The following is a 7,522-nucleotide window of genomic DNA, read 5'->3' on the forward strand; positions in this document are numbered from 1 at the left end:
CCTCGGAGAGGGACGCGGGCCTGCGCACGATGGGCGTGGGGGCCGGCGAGCCCGTCTCGTCTTCCTCCACCGGCCGGCGCACCACCGCCGTCGCTCCAGAGGAGGCATCGGCCTTCGCATCGGAAGCCCCGGCGGCGTCCTCGCCGGCTTCCTTCAAGCCCAGGGCCTTCACCAGGGGACGGGTCACCATCTCCGTCGCCGGTGCCGGCTCCGAGCCACGGCCTCCCAGCGGTTCCGGAGCCTCATCCTTCACGGGGGCGGAGGGGAGCGCCGTCTTCGCGGTGTCGTCGGTCAGCTTGGACGCGGACGCGGGCTCCGGCGGGGGCGCGGCTTCCTGGCTCGCGGCGGACTCGCGCAGCGGCAGGCCCATGACCATGGGGACTTCGTCGGGCCGCATGTCCGGCTCGGTCTTGACCAGCCGGGTGTCCATCCCTTCGTCCAGGGCCATGCCCATCACCACGGGCGCGTCCTCCGCGGCCTCCTTCGAGGGAGACGGGGTGGCTTCCTCGGGCGCGGCCTGCGCGGGCGGCTTGGGCGCCGGCGCGGGCTTGGACGCCTCCGGCATGCCCAGGTTCGCGAGCCGGTTGGTGGGCGTGCCCGTCATCGTGACGTCGGGCGGCTCGCTGGCGGCCTCCCTCGGGACGTGGCCCCGCTTCTCCAGCAGCGAGTCATAGAGGTCCAGCAGCTGACCCCGGATGAGGCCCGCGTCCAGCACCTTCTCCGCGAACGCGCGCCCGGCCTTGCCCAGCGCCACGCGGCGGGGCACGTCGCGCGCCAGGTCCAGGATGCGCTCGGAGAGGGCGCGGCTGTCGCCCGGGGGGAAGAAGATGGCCGCGTCCTTCGGGATCAGCTCGCGGGTGACGGGCAGGTCCGCGGCGATGACCGGCCGGCCGGCGGCCAGGTACTCGGAGACCTTGGCCAGCGGTCCACCCTGGAGCCGGTTGCGCTCCGAGTCGTCCAGCGGCAGCACGCCCACGTCCGCCAGCGCCAGCACCTTGACCAGGTCGTCGTGCGCGACGGGAGGCTGGAAGTCGACCTTGTCCTTGATGCCCAGGTCGTTGACCAGGTCCTCCAGGTGGGGCTTCCAGTCCGGGTGGTGCGCGCCCACCAGCGTCAGGCGCACGTCCACCTGCTGGGACGCGAGCGCCGTGGCGCGCAAGAGGGTGGGCAGGCCCTGCCAGCCCACGTGGCTGCCCAGGTACATCATGCGCAGGGGAGAGCCGTCCGGGGCGCCGAGCACCTCCGGGTCGTACGGCTTCAGGTCCACCGGCGCTCGAATCGTGCGCAGCTGGTCCTCCGCCGCCCCCAGCCCCTGGATGTACGCGCGCGTCGTCTGCGAGCCGGTGACGACGAGGTCCGCGTTCATCAGGCAGAACAGCTCCTGCCGGCGGATCTTCGACAGGAAGCGGCGGTCCCCGTCCGTCTGCGGATGGGTGTAGCGCAGCTCCTGGGACGGGAAGGTCTGCGCCTCATAGATGAGGCGGTAGCCGTAGTCCGCCTTCAGCTCGCAGAGCGCGTAGCCGCCGAAGGGGTCCGTGAAGTGGGCGAGGGCGTAGTCCTCGCTCTCCAGCTGCCGGCGCACGGCCCGTTCAAAGGACTGGATGCGCGACGCCAGGTCCCCGGAGCCTACCGGGACGCGGAGCAGCCGGGCGCCCTGGTACTTCTCGATATGGGAGTGGTCGGGCGTCTTCGCCGACAGCACCACCACGGAGAAGCGATCAGGCAACGCCTTCAGATACTCGGTCAGTCGGCGTGAGGAGCCAGACGGGCCGGGGATGACATCGAAGCTGCACAGGAGAAGTCTGGGCAGGTCACTCAAGCCGCCGCAGGATACTTGGACACGGGTGAGGTGTCATCGGCCGTGACAGAAGATGAAGGGGGTCAGCGGAACAACACATCCCGTGACGGATGCGTTGACCCCCTGTATGCCGCGTCATAACGAGGCGAGGTGTCCATGGATGAGCGGAAGGGCGTCACCGTGAGCTACCTGCGGCAGCTGGCCCGGAAATACCTCCGGGAGGGAGCTGGCGCGTCCCGCGGACGGGAGTTGGTCATCTCCCTGGCCGAGCGCATTCCCGCCCTGGGGCGGCTCGCGCGCATGGCCGGGCTGGCGACCTCCCGGCGCGGCTCCGGTGACGTGGGCGGCGAGGAGCGGAAGCTGGATTCCGGCCGGGTGGATTCCATCCCCACCTCCGAGTCCGTGCCCCTGCCTTCGCCGGAGACCGCCACCGCGCCGCAGGCACGGGAACTTTCCGAGGAGCCCATCACGGAGCCTGGCAGCGGCCCCAGGACGCGGCCCGCGAGGGTGGTGACGTTCCCCGCGCGCGTGAAGGCGCGCCGCGAGCCGGACGACGAGGACACGCAGCCCCTGTCGCCCGAGGCGCCGACGCCGCGCCCGTCGAGCGCCCCCAAGGGGGACGTGCCCGCCGCCGCGAAGCCCACGCCCCCGAGCGAGCCGGCGCATGCCGCCGAGCCCCTGGTGGAGGGGTTCTTCGTGACGAAGATGGCGGGGGAGAAGGAGGCGCGCCGCCACCACCTTCTAGAGGAGCAGGCGCCGCGCCTTCCTCCGGCGGACGCTTCACCGGAGCGCGACGAGCACCTGGCCATGCTGCCCCTGGACTACCAGGACGACGCGATGGTGCTGCTCGCGAGGGATCCGCACACGCTCTTCGTCTTCTGGGACTTCAGCGACGCAAGCCGCAACCGGGCGCTGGACGAGCTGCCGTCGCCCCGGGCCGTGATGAAGGTGTTCGACGGCGAGGGCGTGTCGCGCGAGGTGGACTTCGCGCTGGAGTCGCGCAGCTTCTATCTGCAGGGCATGACGCCCGGGCGCACGTACCGGGTGGAGGCGCACTTCGTCGGCTCGGATGGCCGGTCGCGCCGCATTGGACATTCGTCCAATAGGGCCACGCTGCCGCCGGCGGGACCGTCCGTGGACACGTCCATCCGGTTCCTGCGCATGCCGCCTCCTCCGGTGGTGGACCGGCTGCGCGCGGAGATTCCGGCGGCGGCGCCCGCTCGCGTCCCCCAGGTGCAGGAGCGCGAATACGTCACCTGGCGCCGGGTGCAGCTGCCGGGGAGCGCCGGGGTGGTGGACGTGCCGGAGGTCCACCGCGAGCGCACAGAGACCTATGTCGATGCGCCGCGAGCCCCGGGCGCGTCCGACCAGCGCTACGCGGAAGAGGCCTATCTGGAGAGCGCTCCGCGTGCTCCGGGGGCTTCGGACATGCAGTACGCGCGCATCGGAGAGGCGACGCTCGGTGAGGGCGCGGTGCTGGCTCCGTCACGTGCACCCGGGGCTTCGGATCAGCGCTACCTGTCCGTGGAGCGGGCTCCGGGGGCCTCGGATCAGCGCTACGCGGAGGGGGCTGCCTCCTCGTATCTGGAGGTGCCTCGCGCGCCGGGCGCTTCGGATCAGCGGTACGCGCCGGGTGGCGTTCCGGAGCACCGCTATCTGGAGGTGCCGCGTGCCCCGGGCGCTTCGGACCAGCGGTATGTGGCGGGCGGGCAGGGGGCCTTGGAGGTGCCGCGTGCGCCGGGAGGCTCTGATCAGCAGTATCTGAGCGTGCCTCGTGCAGCGGGAGCTTCGGACCAGCGTTACCTGACCGTGCCGCATGCGGCCGGCGCGTCGGACCAGCAGTACCTGACGGTGTCCCGGCCCGCTGGCGCTTCGGACCAGCGCTACCTGTCCGTGGAGCGCGCGACGGGAGCTTCCGATGAGAAGTACCTGACCGTGCCGCGCGCGGCGGGCGCTTCGGATCAACGCTACCTGTCGCCGGATCGCGCCACGGGCGCTTCGGATCAGCCATACCTCGCTGTGCCTCGGGCGGCGGCCGCTTCGGATCAGCGCTACCTGACTGGAGATCGCGCACGGGGGCTTTCGGATCAGCTTCATGTCGGTCCGCCGCGTGCGTCCGGGGGCGCGGATGCCCGGCCCGTGCCGGCTCCGGCGGGTGGGGCCCCGGTCGTCGCCGGTCCCTCGACGGTGGAAATGGCCTCGTCGGAGACGTGGCGGCCGTCGGAGCCCGAGACTCCCAAGGACCCGTGGACCTTGAACGTGGCGCGCGGCCCCACCGCGTCCGAGCAGCGTGCGCTCGACAGGGCCCGTGAGGCCGCGCGAACGGCCGTGCCCGCGAAGGCCGAAGTTCCGGCCACTCCGCCCGCGAAGGCCGCCGAGCCTCCGAAGGCGGCCACGACTCCCTCCGAGCCCAGGTCCCCGGGCTCGAAGACCTCCTCCAAGTCCCGGCCGTCGCGCCGTGGACGGAAGTGAACCCGCACGGCTTCTCCGACCGACCTATGAGCCTGGGCTCCCTCGCGCTGGTCCTTCACGCGCACCTGCCGTTCGTCCGCCACCCCGAGTACGAAGACTTCCTCGAGGAAGACTGGCTCTACGAAGCCATCTCCGAGACGTACCTGCCGCTCCTGCGCGTGTTCGACACGCTGGTCGAGGACCGCGTCCCCTTCCGGGTGACGATGACGCTCTCGCCCACGCTCGTGTCGATGCTCAACGACGACCTCCTGCGTGAGCGCTACGCGAAGCGGCTGGACTCGCTCTGCGAGCTGGGCGCCCGCGAGGTGCACCGCACCCGGGACGACCCCACCTTCCACCCGCTGGCCGTCTTCCACCGCGACCACTTCGAGTCGCTGCGGCTCGCGTACCACAACCACTACCGGCGCGACCTGGTGGCCGCGTTCCGCAGGCTCCAGGACTCCGGCCACCTGGACATCCTCACCTGCAACGCGACCCACGGCTTCCTGCCGCTCATGCAGCAGACGCCGGAGGCCGTGCGCGCGCAGGTGACGGTGGCCGCGAACCACTACCGCCAGAACTTCGGCCGCGACCCCGCCGGCATCTGGCTGGCCGAGTGCGGCTACTACCCGGGCCTGGAGCGCATCCTCGCCGCCGAGCGCATCCGCTACTTCTTCGTGGACACGCACGCGCTCACGGACGCCACGCCGCGCCCGCTGCACGGCCCCTACGCGCCCATCTTCACCGAGCCCGGCGTGGCCGCCTTCGCGCGCGACCCGGAGAGCAGCCAGCAGGTCTGGAGCACCGAGCACGGCTACCCCGGCGACCCCGTCTACCGCGAGTTCTACCGGGACATCGGCTGGGACCTGGACCTGGACTACGTCCGGCCCTTCATCCAGCCCACCGGCGACCGCAAGAACACCGGCTTCAAGTACTTCCGCATCACCGGCAAGACGAACGACAAGCAGCCCTACAACCCGGCCGCGGCCCGCGAGCGCGCCTGGGTCCACGCGGGCAACTTCCTCTTCAACCGCGAGCGCCAGTTCGAATACCTCGCGTCGCGCATGGGCGGCCGCAAGCCCGTGGTCGTCGCGCCCTATGACGCCGAGCTCTTCGGCCACTGGTGGTTCGAGGGCCCCCACTTCATCGACGCGCTCATCCGCCAGGCCGCGCGCAACCCCAGCCGCTTCCAGCTCATCAGCCCGCTGGACGACCTGCGCGAGCACCCGGAGAACCAGGTGGCCACGCCGCCCCTGTCGTCCTGGGGCGCGGGCGGGTACGCGAACATGTGGCTCGACGGGACGAACGACTGGATCTACCGGCACCTCAACCACGCCGCGCGGCAGATGGTGGAGCTGGCCCGGGACTTCCCGGACGCGTCGTCCCTCAAGCGCCGGGCGCTGAACCAGGCCGCGCGGGAGCTCTTGCTGGCGCAGGCCTCCGACTGGGCCTTCATCATGAAGACCGGCACCATGGTGGACTACGCCGTGCGCCGCACGAAGGAGCACCTGCAGCGCTTCCTGCGCCTGCACGACCAGGTGCGCGCCGGCACCGTGGACGAGTCCTGGCTCGCCCACGTGGAGGGCAGGAACAACCTGTTCCCGGAGCTGGACTACCGCGTCTATCGGCCTGGTTGAGCGGTCCGGGAACAGGCGGCCAGCCCGGGGGTTCACCTTCCGTCACCGGGCAATGTCGTTCCGGTTGCGGGGCTTCGTTTCCGCTTTAGGTTGAGGAAATCCATGACCCACACGCTCCCTCCGTTCCGTCGCAAGCTCGTGGCCGCCGTGCTGGTGCTGGCGTCTCCCACGCTTGCCCTCGCGCAGGCTCCCGCTCCCCAGCCGTCCGCGCCCAAGACGCAGGGGGCGGTCTCCGGTCAGGCCGGCAACCTCCAGCCCGCCACGCGTGAGGCCCAGTCGCTGGCCTCGCTGGCGCCGCTGGTGGATTCGGTGAAGTCCGCCGTGGTGAACGTGGACGTGCAGGCGAAGCCGCAGCTGCCGGAGGGCATGGAGGACAACCCGCTCTTCGACAAGTTCTTCGGAGGCAACGGGCGGGGCCGCGGCGGCCGCAGCGAGCGCGAGCAGATCCGCCAGGGCGCCGGGTCCGGCTTCATCATCGACCCCAAGGGCCTGGTGCTCACCAACAACCACGTCATCGAGGACGCGGTCACCATCACCATCCGTCTGGACGACGGCCGCTCGTTCACGGGCGAGGTGGTGGGGCGCGACCCGCTCACCGACGTGGCCGTGGTGAAGATCAAGGAGAAGGTGGATCAGCTCCCCACCGTGAAGCTGGGCGACTCCGACGCCGTGCGCGTGGGGGACTGGGTGCTGGCCATCGGCAACCCGTTCGGCCTGGCCTCCAGCGTGAGCGTGGGCATCCTGTCCGCGCGCGCGCGTGAAATCGGCGCCAGCGTGTACGACGACTTCCTGCAGACGGACGCGGCCATCAACCCCGGCAACTCCGGCGGCCCGCTCTTCAACATGAAGGGCGAGGTGGTGGGCATCAACACCGCCATCGTCGGCGGCGGCACGGGCATTGGCTTCTCCGTGCCCAGCAACCTCATCAAGGCGCTCCTGCCGCAGCTGGAGAAGGAGGGCGCCGTCACGCGCGGCTGGCTGGGCGTGGGCATCCAGCCCCTCACGCGCGAGCTGGGCCAGGCGCTGAAGCTGCCGGTGAGCGAGGGCGCCATCCTCACGCAGATCACCCCCGACTCCCCGGCGGCGAAGGCGGGCCTCAAGCCGGACGACGTGGTGGTGGCCGTGGACGGCAAGCAGGTGCGCTCCGACAGCGACCTCACCCGCACCGTGGCGCTCAAGAAGCCCAACAGCGTCGCGACGCTGAGCCTCTACCGCGACGGCAAGAAGCAGGACGTCAAGGTGACCATGGGCACCCGGCCGGACCTGGAGGGGTTGTCCAAGAAGAAGCCGGAGGTCTCCGACGAGCAGGACAGCTCGCGCCGCGTGGGCGTGTCCCTGCAGGACCTGGATGCCCGCACGGCGTCGCAGGCCGGCTTCACCGAGCGGGCCGGCGCGCTCGTCACGGACATCATCCCGGGCTCGCCCGCGGACCGCGCGCAGCTGACGCCGGGCATGCTGGTGGTGGAGGCGAACAAGAAGCCCATCGCGAGCGCGAAGGAGCTGGCCGCGGTCATCCGCGCCGCGCCCAAGGGCAGCACGCTGCTGCTGCGCGTGGCCGGTCCCGGTGGCGGGCGCCTGCTGCGCGCGCTGACGGTGCCTTGAACACGGAGGTGAACGAGGGGCGATGAGCGTCAAC

General features: G+C 71.3%; 4 protein-coding genes. 3 read left to right on the plus strand and 1 reads right to left on the minus strand.

The genetic code is table 11. From position 1 onward, the window contains the following. Window positions 1-1,726 (minus strand): glycosyltransferase family 4 protein (locus D7X55_RS31850; protein WP_233610189.1); only part of this gene is annotated, 1,726 nt, incomplete at its 3' end. A 228-nt stretch (window positions 1,727-1,954) separates the two neighbouring features. On the opposite strand from D7X55_RS31850, the gene D7X55_RS31855 reads away from it, so the two are divergent. The 3 genes from D7X55_RS31855 (at window position 1,955) to D7X55_RS31865 (ending at window position 7,488) form a co-directional block, all read left to right on the plus strand. Continuing rightward, window positions 1,955-4,270, plus strand: coding sequence for a DUF4912 domain-containing protein (locus D7X55_RS31855; RefSeq protein ID WP_147470280.1), 2,316 nt, complete (start codon window positions 1,955-1,957; stop codon window positions 4,268-4,270). Window positions 4,271-4,296: 26 nt separating this feature from the next. Then, the gene (locus D7X55_RS31860; RefSeq protein WP_120547887.1) at window positions 4,297-5,886 is read left to right on the plus strand and encodes a glycoside hydrolase family 57 protein; all 1,590 of its coding nucleotides are present in this window, start codon (window positions 4,297-4,299) and stop codon (window positions 5,884-5,886) included. A 102-nt stretch (window positions 5,887-5,988) separates the two neighbouring features. After that, window positions 5,989-7,488, plus strand: a complete 1,500-nt coding sequence (locus D7X55_RS31865; RefSeq protein ID WP_120547886.1) for a trypsin-like peptidase domain-containing protein — start codon at window positions 5,989-5,991, stop codon at window positions 7,486-7,488. Window positions 7,489-7,522 lie beyond the last annotated feature (34 nt).

Source organism: Corallococcus sp. AB049A, from assembly GCF_003668885.1.
Lineage (GTDB): Bacteria > Myxococcota > Myxococcia > Myxococcales > Myxococcaceae > Corallococcus > Corallococcus interemptor.